Genomic DNA, 16,473 nt, shown 5'->3' with positions numbered 1-16,473 from the left:
AATGCTTACATAATTGAAGCGGCTCCGCCTAATATCCCGATCAGCATAATCACAAATGCAAGCACGGATAGTACGCCTCTAAGCCAGCCTTTGGTCCTGCTGCGTGCAAATGTAATCAAAAAAACGGATAAACCCATAATCAGTACCGCAATCAGAGACAGCCACATTTTCGTCATCGGATCCATAGTCCATGCGCCCCCATTTCACTATACCCGGATTGCGACTATTATAGCGTGAAACCTTAGATATTATAAGTCTTTATATTAAAAAAAGAGCAAAAACCTCGGAATCTGGCTAGATTCCCGGGTTTTTGCCCTACACAAGCAGACAAGCAATTTGCCAGCCCTGGAGGGGTGGCTCCTTTATGCATGATATGCTATTTTTTCAGCAGCATTTTCATTAAAGACTCCATCGAACCGGAACCCGCGCCGCCTTTTTTAACGGCATTGATGATTTCCTGCACGGTAGCTTCACTGACTGGCACTTTGGCCATTGCTGACACCTGCTTAATTAACTGGCGGAGCTGGGCTTCATTCTGCGTGGTGCCCGGCTTGACCGTCCCGGCCAGCTTCTTGATGGCACCTTCCGTAATGTTCTTGCCCGCCTTCTTGTTAATGGCGTTCAAAGCATCCTTGGAAAAATCTCTGCTCACTATTCATCCCTCCTCCGTCAATCCCCAATACAACATATGAGGCTCTCCGGCAAAAGGTGAACGCGATCAGGAATGCCATTGCTCCCAGGTTTCCTGTGAAATGGCTTCCATCTCTGTCTTGCGGTCACGGCCCATCAAGGCTTCCACCGCATTACGCGGTGTTCTTCCCTTGAACAGCACATGATAAATCTGGTCCGTAATCGGCATCTGCACGCCTAATTTAAGCGATATCGCATAAGCAGCTTCCGTTGTCCGGATACCCTCCACTACCATGCCCATGGACTCAAGTACCTCTGCCAGCGGCTTGCCCTGGCCCAGCATGGAACCTGCACGCCAGTTGCGGCTGTGCTGGCTGGTCGCCGTCACGACAAGGTCACCGAGTCCGGCAAGACCGGAGAAGGTCAGAGGGTTCGCCCCAAGCTCTACGCCGACACGGGAAATCTCGGCCAAGCCGCGGGTAAGAAGCGCTGCTTTGGCATTGTCCCCGAAGCCCAGACCGTCGGATAGCCCTGCCCCCAGCGCGATGATATTCTTCAGTGCGCCAGCCAGCTCTACGCCGACCTGATCGCGGTTGGTATATACCCGGAAGTCATTGTTAATGAACAGCCCCTGCGCTGCAGCGGCACGGCTATCGTCAGGTGAAGCCACCACAACGGTAGTCGGACAGAGCCGTACTACTTCCTCCGCGTGACTCGGACCGGAGAGGACAACGACCTGACTTTCATTGCAGCCGAGCTCTTCTGAGATCACTGTCGACATACGCTTCATACTCTCCGTCTCAAAGCCCTTCGTTGCATGAATACAGAGCATATCTTCCTTCCAGAAGGGCTTCAGGCTGTGCGCAACCTGGCGCATTCCGGAAGAAGGCGCAACAATAACTACTGCCTTCGAACCGGAAACAGCCGTCTCCATGTCCGTAGTGGCAATAATGTTCGCAGGAAGAGTGATTCCCGGCAGAAAATGATGATTCGTATGGGCTTCATTAATCTCGGCAGCTTGTTCCGGCTTTCGCGTCCACAGATAAACCTCCGAGTGGTTAGCCGCCAGCACAGTGGCCAGCGCAGTTCCCCAACTGCCCGCGACCAGCACGGTTACTTTATCAGACAACGCGATTCGCCTCCTTAACTTTAGAGCCGATTTTGTTCTCCCGGCCCTGTGAAATCTTAAGTATATTGCTGCGGTGACGCCAGAACGCAAACAGTGCGATAATCAGGCTGCCCCACAGCTCAGGCGTTGTGAACCCGGTAAACAGCAGGAATACCGGTGTCAATGCCACGAAGATCAGAGAACCCAGCGACACATACCGGGTCAGAACGATTGCCAGAATAGCAATCAATCCCGCAATCAGTGCAGGCCAGAATACAAGCGTAGCCATTACGCCAATTGTCGTTGCAATGCCTTTCCCTCCGCGAAAGTGAAAATAGAGCGGCCAATTATGCCCGATGATGGCAGCGATACCACAGCCCACTGCAATCCAGGTTCCCCAGCCGCCGGCCCATGTTCCAAGCCAGACTGCGGCAATTCCCTTCAGTACGTCCAGAAACAGCACCAGTATGGCCGGTCCCTTCCCCATCACACGCAGTGTATTGGTTGCCCCCGCATTGCCGCTTCCATATTGGCGGATATCGATGCCTTTAAGCAGCCGGGCGAGCAATACACTGAAGCTGATAGAGCCAAGCAAATAGCTTACAACGATAACCAGAAGTTCAAACGCCACTACTCTTCTCCCCTAACCTTCGTTTTCGGATTTGCGCCGTGTAAAGAGACGGATCGGTGTGCCTTCGAAATTGAATGCCGCGCGCAGCTTATTCTCCAGATAACGCTCATAGGAGAAGTGCATCAGCGAAGGATCGTTGACGAATACCACGATTGTCGGCGGCTTCGTAGCAACCTGGGTTACATAATTGATGCGCAGACGGCGTCCTTTGTCTGTCGGCGGAGGATTGATCGCTACTGCATCGGATACCACATCGTTCACCAGATGCGTGGTAATCCGGAGTGCATGCTGCTGTGCAACATGCTGCACGACCGGCAGCAGCTTCTGCAGGCGCTGTTTGGTAAGCGCAGACAGGAACACGACTGGCGCATAACTCATGAACAGGAAGTGATCACGGATATTGCGTTCGAAATTCTGCATCGTCTTGTCGTCTTTCTCAATGGCATCCCATTTGTTGACGACAAAGATAGAGGCTTTGCCCGCATCATGGGCATAACCGGCAATATGCTTGTCCTGATCAATAATGCCTTCTTCACCGTTGATTACGACCAGTACAACATCAGCACGTTCAATAGCCTTCATGGCTCTCATCACGCTGTATTTTTCCGTATTTTCATAGACCTTGCCGCGTTTGCGCATGCCCGCAGTATCAATGAGCACATAACGCTGGCCATCCCGTTCAAACGGTGTATCGATCGCATCGCGTGTAGTACCCGCAACATCGCTGACAATTACGCGTTCTTCGCCAAGAATAGCATTCACCAGCGAGGATTTACCTACATTTGGACGGCCGATCAAAGCTACACGAATGACATCATCGTCATATTCCTCATCGGTTTTATCAGGCAGACGTTCAACAACCGCATCCAGCAGATCTCCGATTCCGGTTCCGTGGCTTCCTGAAATTCCGATCGGGTCGCCAATTCCAAGGCTGTAAAATTCATAAATATCCTCAGTGCGCTTCATGTTATCCACTTTATTAATAGCCAGAACGATCGGCTTGCCGGAACGGAAAAGAATCTGTGCTACTTCTTCATCCGAGCTCGTAAGTCCGCTCTTCGCCTCGCACATAAAGACGATGACATCCGCTTCTTCGATCGCCAGCTCCGCCTGAACGCGGATCGACTTCAGAATGGCGTCTTCACCGTCAATTTCAATCCCCCCGGTATCAATCACACTGAAGGATTTGCCGTTCCAATCCGAAACTCCATATATCCGGTCACGTGTAATCCCCGGTTTATCTTCTACGATGGCCAGTCTATCGCCAATCAGCCTGTTAAAAATCGTCGATTTACCGACGTTAGGCCTGCCAACGATGGCCACAACGGGTCTTGCCATATTCATTCCTCCTGTCTTCCTTACATTACTCATCATAGCAAAAAACAATACAATTGGCTAACAGTCTTACAACTGTTCCGCCGCTCCATACTTGCCTGTAAAACACAATCGGCGAACCCTCTTATCGAGGGCTCGCCGATTACTTTACCCGTTATGATGAAATAACAAAGGGATTAGTTGTTACCCTTGAATTTGTCCAGCTTGTCGCCGAAACGTTCAGCCAGTGTGAAGCTGAGGCCTTCATTGCTGAGCGATACGTTAGGATTGTTCAGCACTTCTTTTGGCGCTCTGTCTCTGCTGTTGCTGCGTTCAGGTCTAGCCGTAGGAGCCGGAGCTTCTTCGGTTTCCTTGATGCTGAGGCTTACGCGCTTCTCGGATGGATTGAAGTCAAGCACTTTCACTTGTACTTCCTGTCCTTCTTTGAGCACTTCATGCGGAGTGCCAATGTGCTTGTGGGAGATCTGGGAAATGTGCACAAGGCCTTCAACGCCTGGAAGCAGTTCAACGAATGCGCCGAAGTTTACAAGGCGTTTAACTTCGCCTGTAACTACATCGCCGATGTTGATCTGACCAGCTGCGGAATCCCAAGGACCCGGAGCAGCGGCTTTGATGCTGAGGCTGATTTTGCCTTTTTCAGGATCAACCTTAAGTACTTTTACGCGAACCTTATCACCTTCGGATACTACATCGGATGGCTTCTCCACGTGGTTCCAAGCGATCTCGGATACGTGAACCAGACCGTCAACGCCGCCAACATCCACAAATGCGCCGAATTGAGTCAGACGTTGTACAGTACCTTCGATGATTTGTCCTTCGGACAGCTCGGACATGATCTTCTGCTTGTTAGCTTCGAATTCTTCTTCCAGAACTTCTTTGGCGGAAAGAATAACCTTGCTGTTCTCACGGTCAAGTTCTTTCACTTTCACACGCAATGTGCGGCCTTTGTAGTCGCTGAAATCTTCAACGAAGTGACGTTCAACCATGGAAGCCGGAATGAATCCGCGCGCGCCAACGTCAGCCACGAGGCCGCCTTTGACAACGTCAGCCACAGTAACTTCGAACGATTCCTGGGAAGCGAAGTATTTCTCAAGATCTTCCCATGATTTTTCGCTGTCGATTGCACGTTTGGAAAGAACCAGGCTTTCCTTGTTGTCGTTGATGCTGACAACCTTGCATTCCACTTCTTGTCCGACTTCTACCGCTGCTGCGGCATTGTCCAGTTGTACGGAAGACAATTCGCGAATAGGAATGACGCCGTCGTATTTATATCCAATGCTTACATAAGCTTGGTTATCTTCGATTTTGACGATCGTTCCTTTCACGGTATCGCCTTTTTTCAAAGAAATGATTTCCAGGCCTTCTTGGCTTGTCACTTCTTCTTCGGTACCCGTAACAGCTTCTGCGGATTCCACAGCTTCTGTTGCTTCCACGGTTTCGTTGTTCTCAACGTTATCCGCAGCTTCTTGATTTTTGATTTCTTCAGACATGTGATTACCCTCCTCGATTCAAAACCCCATTTATTTAAACCCGCGTATAGCAGAGTTCAAAACAATCATCAATTGCACTTTGTACGTTAGTATGTTCCAAAAAATAGCGGTTATGCTATTAATCATCTGCGATTCGCAGATGCAGGGCGCCCCGGCTTAACGCGTACTGGGCTTGCCTGTTTGGATCATCTCTTGGATACGCCCCATAATAACATCGGTTACCGCTTCCAGAGATTCACTTCCTGCTCCTTCAAACGAACTGAGATCTATGGGAGCCCCGTAAACAACAGTCATCCGCCGAAAGGGCTTGTAAGATCCGATAATAGCTGCAGGTACAACGGCTGCGCCGCTGCGAAGGGCAAAACTTGCTGCGCCTTTCTTAGCTACACCGGAGTCAGAATTGCGCGTGCCTTCCGGAAAGATGCCCATAACATTTCCGCCGCGAAGCGTATTAAGGGCCGTTTTTATGGATTCTTTGCTTACGCCGCCACGTTTGACAGGAAAAGCGCCCAGTTGCTTAATGAGCCAGCCTAATACAGGAACATTAAAGAGCTCCGCCTTGGCCATGTATTTCACCTGTCGTTTCAGCTTAATCCCAATCGTCATCGGATCGAGCAGGCTGATGTGATTTGCGCAGAGCAGTACTCCGCCCTCCTTTGGCACATTTTCTCTCCCCACAATCTTAAGCGGGAACAGTATGGCATAAATAAAGCGAAGCAATCCACAGCAAATTGCATAAATCATAGATGATTTCTCTCCCCGTCAACATAAGTTCTGCAGTGGGAGACGATGGCTTCCACGGCCTGACCGATATCCATATGGGTCGTATCCAGAAGAACAGCGTCTTCGGCACGGCGCAGCGGTGAAATCTCACGGCCCTCGTCAAGACGGTCCCGCGCTGCAATATCATGTTCAAGCTGCTGGAGAGTCACTGTTTCCGTATCCTTCAGTTCCTTGTAACGACGGAGAGCACGCTCCTCCACACTTGCCGTCATGAAAATCTTCACTTCGGCATCCGGCAGTACGGTTGTACCGATATCCCGGCCATCCATTACGACTCCCTTGCGGAGTGCCATCTGGCGCTGCAGCTGGCTGAGTCTGGATCTTACACCCTCGATCTTCGAATACTGTGACACTTGGCCGCTGACCTGAAGACTCCGGATATGCGGGGTCATGTCTTCCCCATTAATCAACACTTTCTGCACGTCTTTCTCCGGAAGAAGATCAATATTCATGTCCTGGATCCTCTGATCCACCAGTTCATGCTCCTCCGCAGATATGCCTTCACGAATCATATACCAGGTGATTGCCCGGTACATCGCACCCGTGTCTACATAAATGTAAGACAGCTCCCGTGCTACCAATCGGGCTACAGTACTCTTGCCTGCCCCGGCAGGTCCGTCGATGGCGACGTTAATTCTGTCGTAAGTATGTGTCCCCTGCCTGTCCAACGGGGCATTCCTCCTCAAACACTCTTCCGCAGGAAATATGCCTATCGACATATCTCTCTAGGGACTTGCTGATATTATCAAGAAAAAAGCAGGCATTGCCTGCGACTTATAAAATTATACCACAGTTTATACCTCAGTGCAAAATGACTCGGAGGTTTTTGAGGAGAAAAAAGCTTATATTGATGCCTTTTGGGGAATCCCCGCACAGTCCTGTCACCGGTTACGGAAATCAAATTGGCGTTCAAAACAGTAACGGATTATTTTTTGGCGTTCCGAATCGGAAATGGACGAAAACTTCAGCATGACCAGATTACGTCCGGTTTCGAGCTTTTTGATCCGTACAATTTCGCCTTCGAAATTAACATGCTCCGTGCTGCCGTTTCGGTACGCTACCAGCAGCCAGCAGCCTAGCTTATCTCCAACTTTCAAAGTAATTTTGGCATCGCTTAAGAATGAGGTCCCCCCGCCGCCGATATCCTCAGTCCGCACCAGAAAGCGGCTGCCCAAGGAATCTTTAACAGCAAGCTCCAGCTCGGCATTCACGCGGAAAAAGCTGCGGCGCTGGATTTTGAAGATGGATTCCACAGCAGGCTTGCGCAGGCGCACCATCCGGATGACCTCTTCCTTGAAGCCAATTACATGGGTGTTGAAATAATTTTTAATGCCGCCTTCTGTAAGAAAATAAACAGACAGCTCATCTCCGACAAACAGTTTTTTCAGCCGCCCGTTACTCTCCTGCATGGGAATTTCTATCAGAAAAGTATCTTCCTCCATGTCAGCAATTCTTGCCCGGTATTCGACCTCTGACTCCGCTGCATCGCTGGAAGCAACCTGCAGGTATAAATATTCGTTGATTTTGGGATACACACCTGTCACCGCCGCTTGAGTTAGTAATTAATGCTAACCCGATTATAGCATGGCCTTTCATGCCCGGTCAGAAATATTATTTGGGCCAAGTGGTTAAATACCGTTATCCGGCCAGCAAAAAAGGCGCTTTCCACTTTTGGAAATGCGCCTTTTATTAAAGTTAACCTTACTCAGCCTGTATCTCCGGTTATTTGTCCTGTGCTCCGGAAGAGGTACGGATCTGCTCTACCGCTTCCTCATTACCGTCAGCAGCATTCAGATAGATCCGGAACTGTGAGCCGTTGATTTTGCCTCCGAATTCATAGGTCAGCAGCTCTTCAGCATCTTCATTCTCAATCCAGGCCAGCCTGTTATACAGCTCCTTGAACTCCGGGTTCAGCATGGCTCTGACTTCGGCCAGGGACAGCTCCGGCTTAGGAATCACGCGCTTCTCCTTATGCTCATGCACATAATCGCTGGCCTGGAATCCGGTGGCTTCTCCCGTGTCCAGTCCAACCCGTACCGTCATCTTCTCCGGATAGATCAGGACACCGTCCTGGCTGGTAACAAAGGTTAAGTTGCCCAGGTTATCATATCTGTCTGCACTGACTGCGGTCATGCCGGGATAACCCTTCTTCTCCAGAAACTTGCCGGCCTTCTCCACGGCCTGCTTCATGGACACCTTGGCCGGACCTACCTCACGGTTGTCGTTGTAGGAGATCAGCAGCCCGCCTTCTGCGGTGAAATCCATGGTGACCGGCTCTTTATGCTCCTTAGATGAGATTGTAGCCGTATAGGATGCCCACTCGGTTCCTTTACCGTTCTCCTGCATCTTCACATTGGCATTCCCGCCCAAATCAGCGAATTTCAATGCCTTGGCTTTGATCTGCTCTGCTGTGACGGGCTTGCCGCCCAGCTTCTTGACTGAACGCTTATCATAGATGCTGGCTACTGAAGGTCCATAGTCCAGCTCAGGATAGGCAGCAACCCGTTTGTCGACTGTTTTGAACCCGTCAATGATCGTGTTGTCTTCCGCTTTCTCCTCTGTAGCAAGTGCCGTTTCTACGTCCATCCAGCGCAGCCTGTTGCTGATGACTTTGTTCTGAACATCCTGCAGATCCTTGGAGATCTCCGCCGAATTCGCATAAAGTGTCTTCAAGTTAGCCATTTCACCTTCGGTCAGCGGCTTCTTGGTGAAATCCCGTACCGCTGCCTTATAGGAGAAATTGGAGATCTTCGAGAGGAATTCCTCCGTCTCACTGAACGGCAGCAGCGTAAGCGGCAGCTGGTTGATCTCGTTCTGCGCCTCGCTTGTAATCCGCCATACATTCACCAGACCCTTGCGGTGCATTCCATTGGAGGTGGTGTTGACCGCCAGCGTGTTACCCAGCTCTCCATGAAGCCGCTCCACATGATAGGACAGATCATGGAACGCACGCTGATATTGGTTCTCCGCTTTGATCAGAATCGAATTCTTCTCCTGGTTCTCCTGATACCCCCAGACCAGTGCTCCAAGCAGCAAGAGTGCGGTCAGCGGGAACATTATGGCGCTTAATCTTTTGTACATAGGTCCGTCAAACTCCTTTCAGTAGCTTATTGCCGTTAGTTTGACAATAACTGAGAAGTCTTATGCACCCATGCGGAAACAGTTGCGCCGTTCTTTAAAGGACGGGGCGTTTCAGGGAGAAATAGAAATTCTTCTATTCGGTTAACAGCTGTCAGGCCCGCTCTTCAATATCGAAACCGCTGACACTGCTGCACAAGCATTGCTTGAAGCCGGTCTGAATGACTCCCTGCTCCTTGTTTCCTCTTAATATGTAGGTTTCGCCGCACTGTTTGCAGACAATCCGAACTTTTACACGCAAAAAAAGACACCCCTCTCCTCTCTGGAATTCCTAGCCTTACGGAACTGCCCTGTAGGATTAAGTGTGTCCATCTCTATTATAGGTTAACCTCTTCCTCCCGCTTCAAAAAACGAAACGGGGAGCGGCTGTTGGCCCGCGCCACCTTGCCCATCCCTCCGTACCATAAAACAGCCATCAGGGGCACGATGAACCAGATCCAATAATTAGCCGTAGTTGTCAGTATAAAATCATAAATCCCGTGCCAGAGCCATGGCAGCAGCAGGGAAATAAGCAGAATCCCTCTGGTCTTGACTCCTTTTGAAAACTTGGCCCTCCCCATATGATATCCCATAATCACGCCAAACATGGCATGGCCGGATACCGGGAGCAGCGCCCTCATGACCATTGAACCGATTGAAGCATTGCTGTACCAGGCATACATTACATTCTCTATCGTTGCGAAGCCGAGCGAAATCGCCACGGCGTATAGTATTCCATCATAGGGCTCGTCAAATTCGGTATGATTGTAAATCATATGGTACAGCACAAACCACTTCAGACCTTCCTCCACGCCGGAGGAGATCAGAAACGAATCTACATAAGGGCCGCCGTCCAGACCAAGCACAAGACCTCTCTGGATAATCATCACCGGCAGTACTATAATCAGGCCGAGCAGGAACACCTTCAGCACCATGTGGAGCGGCTCCTGATCATACTTGTCTTTCAGATAGAAAAAAGTCAGCAGCGCAAGTCCCGGTGCCACTGCTGACGAAATGACCGATAACAAAAGCACCGAATAGCCTCCCCCGCGCCTAAAAACTAGTATCTTTCTGAATTTCAATCCAGGGCTGAACTACTGCCCGTCCTTAAATACGATCGTCTCCCGTCAGCAAAACCTCAGGGAAGGGCAGTTAAGCCGATGCTTCCTTGCCCTTCTCCGTCTTTATTCCTGGCGTTTAAAATGAGTGCATAAGGTCTCGATTGCATTCTCCGCCATCACTGTCTTGCCGTATTCAGCCAGAACAGCCTGAGTAACCGGAGATGAATCTCCAAACTCTGCAAGCACGCCTACAAGACCCGATAATGCCGCTTCTTCGAATTCCTTCGGATCGAAGTAGAGATACCATTTATCATTATAAGAATACAGCTGTCCTTGAGAAGTAATATTGCCGATGAGCACATGGGCCGCTTCAACCAGAACCTCAAAATCGCGGAATGCATACACAATGGAGTCGCTTTGTTCAAGAGTAACTTCCATCTCGTAAATCTCTTCAGGCAATTCATCTTCCCCGGGACCACCGTACGAATGGTGATCATATTTCCCCCGGGTCACAATAACGACCATGCCTTGCGCGGGCAATGCGAAAACTTCCACGGCAAGCGGACCGGTAGCGTCAAAACCAAGTTCACTGTACGCCTGATCCATCATTTCCGTAAAGAGGTCGTGCACCTTGGGAACTTCCTGCCACATGTCTTCCTTCTGGATGCCCCGCTCGCTCAGGTCGTCAAAAGTGAGGAAAATCCGTATCTTATCTTGACTTAATCGCTCTATTCTCATGACAGGATCCTCCTTTTGCAAGCTCATTTAGTATTAATGTATGATGAGTCCCGAGTAATGAGCCAAAAATGGTTACTATGTATGTATGTTATCATTTTGACGCTACAAATGCACGTAAATAAATATAGAAAAGGCCCAATTTACTGCCCAATATCTGCAAAGCCCGGCTTCACCGCCTTTTCGTTGTATGCACATGCATGTATTCGAAACCTCTTCGCGGGCAGAAAAAAGAATCATTCTGGCGACTTTGGTGTCTCCAAAATGATTCTGCAGCGGCCTATTCCGGTTACAATCCCGGTATGGCTGTATGTGTATCCTTGAGAATCTGTTCTACTTCATGTTTCACATCGGGATTGCTGCGGATGAAGTCTTTGAGCATATTCAGGTTGGATTCTTTGGACTTCACCGGTGAATCCTCCTGCTTGTGTTCGCTGCTGCCGGAAGCATGAGAGCCGTTATCATGGCTGCTGCCCTCAGCGGTACTTCCGAAGCCGGTCATTGCCATTCCCATAATTTTGTCCTTGGCTTTCTCACCGGCACTTTCTGAAGAACCGCCCGTGTGAAGCAGTGAAGACATCATGGCGCTGCGTTTTTTGGACATAATCATACTGGCGGCCGCACCCATCAGCACTCCGCACAGAAATGACGAAGTATTCATATCTCTAACCTCCTTGTATGGTAAAATCATGCTTAGTGTTCGCGGAAAGATTCCGGCTCATACAGCCAAACAACAAGAAAGCGAGATGAAAAAAGTGGGTAAAGCAACAACACTGCTGCTCCTGGCTGCTTTTCTGCTGTCAGCTTGCAGCAACAACGACGGGAATACAGGCAACACCGCTGCGGGGAACGCATCACAGCCTCCGGCTACAGTACAGCCTGCCACTGACCAGCCTGCCTCTGCTCCGGCTCAGACGGACTCTCCTGCCGGGGAATCCCCCGCTGCGCAGGCAACTCCTGCCGCAACAGCAGATGCGGCAGTTACAGCAACCGCTCAGCCAACCGGGGCGGCAGCTTCAGAGGAAGTACCGCTGCTGTACCATATGAACAAAAACTACGACATCATCCCGAACGATGCCGCAACCAACAAAAAGGTCGTCCTGCTGACCTTCGATGACGGGCCCAAGGATGCGGAATTAATCAATCCGCTGATGGATACGCTGGACAAGCACAAGGCCAAAGCCATTTTCTTCGTCAACGGATACCGGGTGAAGGAGCATCCTGAGCTGCTTGAGCTGATTCATAACCGCGGCGGCATTATCGGGAATCACAGCTGGGATCACATTGTGCTGAAGGATAAATCCGAAGCTGAAGTTAAGAAACAGATTGAAGATGTGCAGAATATTGTCAAGGAGGTCACCGGTCAGACTCCCGTGTTCTTCCGCCCGCCGCACGGTGCAGGCGGTGACGTCGGCAAAAAAATCGCCGCTGACAACGGACTGCTCTATATGACCTGGTCTGTCGGCTCGCTGGACTGGGAGATGAAGGAAAAGGACACGAATAAAACGGAAAAGCTGATCACAAATGTTACCAGCCAGCTGCATTCCGGCAGCAATATTCTGATGCATGAGCTCCCGTGGACCGTGGAAGCGCTGGATACACTGCTGACTACGCTTGAGGGCAAAGGCTACAGCTTTGTCGATCCGCGCAGCATTGAACTGAAAATGCGTTAAGTCTATCTGAAAACCGCAAAACAGCAAGGCCGTGATTCTCCTGTTATTGGGGAATCACGGCCTTGCGTTTTTGATCCACCGTGGCTTGCTTTAGCATAGGATCGGCAAGCGAAAGCCACCCGACCCCAAGCGTCACTTTTTCCATGTGCGAAGCAGAACGCACCGGAAGCCCCAATTATACTTCAGTTGTCCAAATACACTACTACTCCCCCATTTCCTGCATACTTGGTGCAGCGTTGCCCCAAACAAAGGTGTAGCAATTGGCATTCGCCTCGCCAGAAACCGAAGCACGGCATTATATACCGCTTTGAGGACATTCCTCATCCATCCGCTCAGAGCGGAAGCAATTAATTAAGCGTTCGAAAGTCGGGTCGCTGCCGAGCGGTTTCTTTTAATGTGTGTTTTTTAAGATTGAAGATTCGTTTTTCGCTTAGACAGTGGAGAGGACGGACTGACCCGCGGAAAAGCGGTAGCGGTCGCCTTGGTCTCCGGATTTTCACCGCCAAGGGGAATGAAAAAAATCTGGAGAGCACAGCGATTGGAACAACGGTCCGTTCGCGGAGCATCCAATCAAGTGCAAACGTTGATCTTACTCAAAAAAAGGAGACTTCTCAGAAGCCATTACATGGCTTTTGAGGCAGTCTCTTGATTGTTTATAAGTGTTAATTCTGCCTGCAGCGGAGTGTAAGTACATGCATCTCGGCCGGGCTGCCCCAGCGCAGCGGTAAGTGCGCAGTCCCGAAGCCACGGCTGATCAGCAGCTTCAGCGGGTGAGCGGCAGTCCCGTACCCGGGAATTTCGTACATGCCGGCATTATAGTGACGGTAGAATTCATCCCCATGCCTGCTTCCGATAAAGGGAAGCACCACTTGTCCGCCATGTGTGTGTCCAGCCAATATCAGATCAGCGGGCACCTCCTGCTGCTGGGACAGCCACAGCGGATCATGCACCAGGATGATCCGCAGGAGCTCTGTGTCTGCGGCAGCCACGGGCGGCAGTGCTGAATAGGCCTTCTTGCCGCCTTTTCTCGGGAAATCCATGCCGGTGAGTATTACCCTTGACCCGGACCGTTCAATAGTCACATTCTCATCCAGCAGCAGTCTGGCTCCGCTGCCGCGGATGATATTATCGACAAGCGAGATATTCGCCCGGTAATCATGATTGCCATGAACTGCGTAGACAGGCGCCAGAGAAGCTGTAAGCGTCATATTATCCAGCAGGCGTTCCGCCGGACTGCCCTTTTCCGTCAGATCGCCGCCCAGGAAGACTGCATCCACCTTCCCGCGGAGCGGTGCCAGCATAGCAGCCGGAAGACGGCGGCGGTGAATATAGGTAATGAACAGAATACGGAAGCCGTCAAAAGCAGCCGGCAGTCTGTCCAGCACTATTTCCTCGGCAATAATGCGTTTTTTGAAGGCTGCGGCAACCATGACTATACCCGCAGTCCCCGCCACTCCAGCACAAGCGCTCAAGAGAATCAGCAGCCACATCATTGCCATAGCTCATGCAGCGGAGGTGCTCCTTTTATTCCCCAGAACAATAGAAAAGCGAGCAGCATTACAAATATGACGATCAGCGAGTTAATAAACATTTTGCTGAAACGGATTCGTTCGGACGGATAACTCTGCGCCCGGGAGGGGGTTGCCTCTCCTTCCTGCTGCTCCACTTCACGCTTCGGTTTCCTGGAGGTTGGCTTCTCAGCATGTCGGACCTTTCTCGATAAAGTTCCTGAAGCAAGGACTGGAGCTTCCAGCTGTCCGGCAGCTGATTCGGAAGAACCATTTCCATTATTTTCTTTGACAGGAGACTGTCCTCCGCCCTTATACTGTTTCTGGCGGGATCTTACCCGGCTTAGTTCTTCGCTCATGATGCCCTCCTGTAACGAATCACCATTCCTGAGAACAAATCTATGAGGAAGTGGCACAGGATCGGTGCCCATAGACTGCCGGAATGGATATAGATGTAGCCGAGACCGTAGCTGCTGAGAAATACCCAGCCGGTTGGAATCCAGTGGCGCAGATAACGCACATGAATAACAGCAAAGAGAATGCTCGTCCAGTACGGCCCCAGTGAATGCTGTATGGCGCCACGGAACAATAGCTCTTCGCATACTGCGACAATCGCTGCAATGACAATAATATGCCACAAAGGACGGTTGCCGAACAGCAGCTCATTAATCCCCCCGTCATCCATGCTGTCCTCAGGTACAATATGGGTCAGCAGGAAATCAACAACCAGCATAACAGCAGCAAGTCCAAGGCCCCAAAACACAAAATGTGCATTCTCCGGAAAATTTAATATGTGAATAGGATTTCTTTTCTGTAATAATATCCATATCAAACCGATAAATAGAGTAAGGCCCTGAGTAATATACAGATTTATTAACAGCAGCTTGTCCGTTAACTGCTGAGGATCGGCCTTTTTGATTTTGATTTCACCCAATTTGAATTTTTTCATCGTAACCTGCCTGTTCTTTAATATTTTTACATAAGATAATTTCCCTATACGAAGGAGCACTAATTATGAACAGCCGTACCTCCCGCACTCAAATGTTGTACACACTAGGTTTTATATTGTTTCTAATATCCGCATTCGCCTCATTTTTTACGGGAGTAAAGGTTGGAGCAGACAAAACGGAGGCCAAATATGCACAGCTGGCCGGGCATGAAGTTACGGAGGAATTCTCCGGCTCCTACCAGCAGCAGGATCTTGTTACGTTCTATCATAACGTATTTTTGCCCTATCGGGAATTCAAGCGCAACTGGAACGATCAGGTGGACAGCCTTGCACGCAGCACAGATGCACGGCAGAACGCGGCAACGTTGAAGAACCTCAGCATTCTGGCGGACAAGCAGTATGACAAGGTCACGCAGGATTCCCTCTTCACCAATTCGCCGCTGCTGTATGAGTCACAGCTTAACGTCCTTAAGAGCCTGACCCTCTTCTCACAGGCTTCAGGGAAGGTCACTGCCGGATCTTCAGGAGCCGAAGCCGCCAAGCTGCTGAGAAGTGATAATTTTACCGCCAGCGCTGTGAAATTCGGACTGACGGCCCAGAAGAACTTCTATGATTCTATGCTGAAGTGGGGAGCCAAGGCCAACTCTGCTATACCCGATGCCTCCGGGGAACTGAAGACACTGACTTTCATTCAGTGGAAAAAGATGCCTTTGCTCCTCAAGAATGCTTCTATCGCAAACATAATGCTGAACCGCGGAATTTATGCCGGCTATGACCCGCAGGATATTACAGCCAAGATCGACGATATGATCTATTCCGGAACCGCCAGTTCCCTGAAGCTTGGGGATATCCAGTCGTCGGTCACCCTGCTCATTTCTACCGGTGCCGTGCAGGAGCAGGACTTCATTAAATGGCGGGAGCAATATTACGGCAAGGAAACGATGCCTCAACTCCCTTTCTTCTATGAGTAGGACCAGTTATTGCATCATAACGAAAAACAGGGCTCACTTCAAGGCGGCCCGCCGCAGAAGAAGCCTATTGACACACTTGGCATCACCATGTTACATTATGAAAAATTAATCAAGCAAAACCGATGATGGAACAAAGATTACTGATGTCTTCAGAGAGCCGGTGGATGGTGCAAACCGGTGGCAGACGGAAATCTTTAGCGCTCCTGAGATATTGTATTGAACCTTGAGTAGATACAATCGGATCACCTCCGTTACCAGTGTGGCCTATTCAGGCCAATGAGGCTGCTTCTTAACCGTTGCAGTGAATTAGGGTGGTACCACGAGAACTCTCGTCCCTTACTACGGCAGTAGTATGGGGTAGGGAGTTTTTTTTGTACCCGGATTCTCTAAATCTGCCTACCCTGCCCATACACTGCCTGAATCAGCATTTCTGCACGCCTTTTCTTTTATGCGACAACGCGTTGCCCCGTTGTTCCAACAAA

General features: G+C 50.1%; 19 protein-coding genes and 1 other annotated feature. Of the genes, 2 read left to right on the top strand and 17 right to left on the bottom strand.

The window, feature by feature from the left end; translation table 11 throughout:
- Positions 1 to 5: 5 nt before the first annotated feature.
- The 14 genes from MHI42_RS33175 to MHI42_RS33110 form a co-directional block, all read right to left on the bottom strand.
- Positions 6 to 185: a DUF2768 family protein gene (locus MHI42_RS33175; RefSeq protein ID WP_039301791.1), complete on the bottom strand. Its 180-nt coding sequence runs from the start codon at positions 183 to 185 to the stop codon at positions 6 to 8.
- Between the two features lie 191 nt (positions 186 to 376).
- Entirely contained in the window at positions 377 to 652 is a 276-nt protein-coding gene (locus MHI42_RS33170) for a stage VI sporulation protein F (protein ID WP_039301788.1), read from the bottom strand.
- 66 nt (positions 653 to 718) lie between these two features.
- Positions 719 to 1,759: an NAD(P)H-dependent glycerol-3-phosphate dehydrogenase gene (locus MHI42_RS33165; RefSeq protein ID WP_039301785.1), complete on the bottom strand. Its 1,041-nt coding sequence runs from the start codon at positions 1,757 to 1,759 to the stop codon at positions 719 to 721.
- Positions 1,752 to 2,369 carry a glycerol-3-phosphate 1-O-acyltransferase PlsY gene (gene plsY, locus MHI42_RS33160; RefSeq protein WP_039301782.1) on the bottom strand — a complete coding sequence of 206 codons (618 nt, stop codon included), beginning with the start codon at positions 2,367 to 2,369 and terminating at the stop codon, positions 1,752 to 1,754. The genes MHI42_RS33165 and plsY overlap by 8 nt, the downstream gene beginning before the upstream one ends.
- A 12-nt stretch (positions 2,370 to 2,381) precedes the next feature.
- On the bottom strand, positions 2,382 to 3,707 hold the full coding sequence (gene der, locus MHI42_RS33155; protein ID WP_042138631.1) for a ribosome biogenesis GTPase Der: 1,326 nt from the start codon (positions 3,705 to 3,707) through the stop codon (positions 2,382 to 2,384).
- A 173-nt stretch (positions 3,708 to 3,880) separates the two neighbouring features.
- Positions 3,881 to 5,194 (bottom strand): 30S ribosomal protein S1, encoded by a 1,314-nt coding sequence (rpsA, locus tag MHI42_RS33150; protein WP_081970066.1) that lies wholly within the window; start codon positions 5,192 to 5,194, stop codon positions 3,881 to 3,883.
- Positions 5,195 to 5,350: 156 nt separating this feature from the next.
- Complete coding sequence (locus MHI42_RS33145; RefSeq protein ID WP_171716689.1) at positions 5,351 to 5,938, bottom strand: lysophospholipid acyltransferase family protein; 588 nt, start codon at positions 5,936 to 5,938, stop codon at positions 5,351 to 5,353.
- Positions 5,935 to 6,645: a (d)CMP kinase gene (gene cmk / locus MHI42_RS33140; protein ID WP_171716690.1), complete on the bottom strand. Its 711-nt coding sequence runs from the start codon at positions 6,643 to 6,645 to the stop codon at positions 5,935 to 5,937. Before cmk ends, MHI42_RS33145 begins: the two co-directional genes overlap by 4 nt.
- A gap of 213 nt (positions 6,646 to 6,858) precedes the next feature.
- Positions 6,859 to 7,512, bottom strand: a complete 654-nt coding sequence (locus MHI42_RS33135) for a flagellar brake domain-containing protein (protein ID WP_171716691.1) — start codon at positions 7,510 to 7,512, stop codon at positions 6,859 to 6,861.
- Positions 7,513 to 7,699: 187 nt separating this feature from the next.
- Positions 7,700 to 9,058, bottom strand: a complete 1,359-nt coding sequence (gene ypeB, locus MHI42_RS33130; protein WP_342421941.1) for a germination protein YpeB — start codon at positions 9,056 to 9,058, stop codon at positions 7,700 to 7,702.
- A 151-nt stretch (positions 9,059 to 9,209) separates the two neighbouring features.
- The gene (locus MHI42_RS33125; protein ID WP_171716693.1) at positions 9,210 to 9,356 is read right to left on the bottom strand and encodes a hypothetical protein; all 147 of its coding nucleotides are present in this window, start codon (positions 9,354 to 9,356) and stop codon (positions 9,210 to 9,212) included.
- Between the two features lie 76 nt (positions 9,357 to 9,432).
- Positions 9,433 to 10,128 carry a glutamic-type intramembrane protease PrsW gene (gene prsW, locus MHI42_RS33120; protein WP_039301765.1) on the bottom strand — a complete coding sequence of 232 codons (696 nt, stop codon included), beginning with the start codon at positions 10,126 to 10,128 and terminating at the stop codon, positions 9,433 to 9,435.
- A gap of 150 nt (positions 10,129 to 10,278) precedes the next feature.
- A complete protein-coding gene (locus MHI42_RS33115; RefSeq protein WP_039301763.1) occupies positions 10,279 to 10,893 on the bottom strand; it encodes a genetic competence negative regulator in 615 nt (204 codons plus the stop codon).
- 286 nt (positions 10,894 to 11,179) lie between these two features.
- Entirely contained in the window at positions 11,180 to 11,551 is a 372-nt protein-coding gene (locus MHI42_RS33110) for a hypothetical protein (protein ID WP_171716572.1), read from the bottom strand.
- An 85-nt stretch (positions 11,552 to 11,636) separates the two neighbouring features.
- Here MHI42_RS33110 and MHI42_RS33105 point away from each other — a divergent pair, with 85 nt between their 5' ends.
- Positions 11,637 to 12,563, top strand: coding sequence for a polysaccharide deacetylase family protein (locus MHI42_RS33105; RefSeq protein WP_342421940.1), 927 nt, complete (start codon positions 11,637 to 11,639; stop codon positions 12,561 to 12,563).
- 662 nt (positions 12,564 to 13,225) lie between these two features.
- Here the strand turns inward: MHI42_RS33105 and MHI42_RS33100 are convergent.
- The 3 genes from MHI42_RS33100 to MHI42_RS33090 are packed head-to-tail and all read right to left on the bottom strand — an operon-like array spanning position 13,226 to position 15,020.
- Positions 13,226 to 14,062, bottom strand: a complete 837-nt coding sequence (locus MHI42_RS33100) for a metallophosphoesterase (protein WP_342421939.1) — start codon at positions 14,060 to 14,062, stop codon at positions 13,226 to 13,228.
- Entirely contained in the window at positions 14,053 to 14,430 is a 378-nt protein-coding gene (locus tag MHI42_RS33095) for a hypothetical protein (protein WP_342421938.1), read from the bottom strand. The genes MHI42_RS33100 and MHI42_RS33095 overlap by 10 nt, the downstream gene beginning before the upstream one ends.
- Complete coding sequence (locus MHI42_RS33090) at positions 14,427 to 15,020, bottom strand: type II CAAX endopeptidase family protein (protein ID WP_039301751.1); 594 nt, start codon at positions 15,018 to 15,020, stop codon at positions 14,427 to 14,429. The genes MHI42_RS33095 and MHI42_RS33090 overlap by 4 nt, the downstream gene beginning before the upstream one ends.
- A 65-nt stretch (positions 15,021 to 15,085) precedes the next feature.
- Between MHI42_RS33090 and MHI42_RS33085 the strand changes: the two genes are divergently transcribed.
- Positions 15,086 to 15,991, top strand: a complete 906-nt coding sequence (locus MHI42_RS33085; RefSeq protein ID WP_171716697.1) for a hypothetical protein — start codon at positions 15,086 to 15,088, stop codon at positions 15,989 to 15,991.
- 113 nt (positions 15,992 to 16,104) lie between these two features.
- Positions 16,105 to 16,331 (top strand) — a binding site (T-box leader).
- Positions 16,332 to 16,473 lie beyond the last annotated feature (142 nt).

The sequence above is a fragment of the Paenibacillus sp. FSL E2-0178 genome (assembly GCF_038593005.1).
Classification (GTDB): Bacteria; Bacillota; Bacilli; order Paenibacillales; family Paenibacillaceae; genus Paenibacillus_AQ; species Paenibacillus_AQ phytohabitans.
This window is presented reverse-complemented; position numbering and strand designations above follow the sequence as displayed.